1 protein-coding gene is annotated in these 1,283 nt (G+C 62.6%); it reads left to right on the forward strand.

The window, feature by feature from the left end:
• Positions 1-87: 87 nt before the first annotated feature.
• Positions 88-1,223 (forward strand): IS3 family transposase gene (locus tag AB4Y43_RS40375; protein ID WP_321854220.1). Its coding sequence is split into 2 segments (ribosomal slippage): positions 88-343 and positions 343-1,223, totalling 1,137 coding nucleotides; the frame shifts between segments, so codons are not numbered across the junction.
• Positions 1,224-1,283 lie beyond the last annotated feature (60 nt).

Genomic DNA, 1,283 nt, shown 5'->3' on the forward strand with positions numbered 1-1,283 from the left:
AGAGGTGGCCGCGCAAAATCAGACAGCGGGATAAGTGGAACGGCCGGGGCCTGAGCCAGCGATAATGCAGGCAAAGGAACCGAGGAAATGACGAAACGAACCCGACGCACGCACTCAGCGGCGTTCAAAGCGAAAGTGGCCCTGGCGGCAGTCAAGGGCGAGCGCACGCTCGCCGAACTGGCGCAGCAGTTCGATGTGCATCCGAACCAGATCACGGAATGGAAACGGCAGTTGCAGGAGCGTGCGGCTGACGTGTTCGGTGCGGCCGGCCCGGTGTCGAGCGAGCCACCGGTGGACGTGAAGACCCTGCACGCCAAGATCGGCCAACTCAGCCTGGAAAATGATTTTTTAAGCGGTGCGCTCACCAAGGCGGGATTGCTGAGCGCAAAGCGATGATTGACCGTGGCCATGCGTTGCCGGTTTCTCAGCAGGTCCGGCTTGTTGGTATCGCGAGATCGAGCGCATATTACCGGGCGCGGCCTGTCAGCGAAGTCGATCAACGTCTGATGCGACGGATCGACGAACTGCATCTGGAGTTCCCATTTGCCGGTGCACGGATGCTGGCGCGCCTGCTGCGCCGGGAAGGCCACGAGGTCGGCCGCCGCCACGTGCGCACGCTCATGAAGCGCATGGGCGTGGAGGCGCTGTACTGCAAGCCGAGCACGAGTCGACGCAACGCGCAGCACAAGGTCTGGCCGTATCTGCTGCGTGGCATGAAGATCGAGCGGGCCAACCAGGCCTGGGCGCTCGACACGACCTACGTTCCCATGGCGCGCGGCTTCGTGTATCTGACGGCGGTGGTGGACTGGGCCAGCCGCAAGATCCTCACGCACCGCGTAGCGATCACGCTGGAGGCCGTGCATGCCGTTGAAGCGCTGGAAGAAGCGTTCGCCCGCTATGGGCACCCCGACATCGTGAACACCGATCAGGGCAGCCAGTTCACAGCGGGAGCCTTCACCGAGGCGGTGCTGGGCCGAGGCATCCGGCTGTCGATGGACGGCAAAGGCGCTTGGCGCGACAACGTGTTCGTCGAGCGCGTGTGGCGCAGCATCAAGTACGAAGAGATTTATTTGAGAGCCTACGAGTCGGTCAGCCACGCCCGGCGCTCCATTGGCCAATATATTGAGCTGTACAACCGCAAACGTCCTCATTCGAGCCTGGCGGATCAGACGCCCGATGAGGCATACTTCGCGACGCTGCCAGCGATCAAATCGGCAGCATGATCGCCCCGGACGCTCCACTTAAAATCTCGGGACCCTGTCCGAACAAGCGACGCCACCTCT

Origin of the sequence: Paraburkholderia sp. BR10872 (assembly GCF_040965835.1) — a bacterium.
GTDB lineage: Bacteria > Pseudomonadota > Gammaproteobacteria > Burkholderiales > Burkholderiaceae > Paraburkholderia > Paraburkholderia nodosa_A.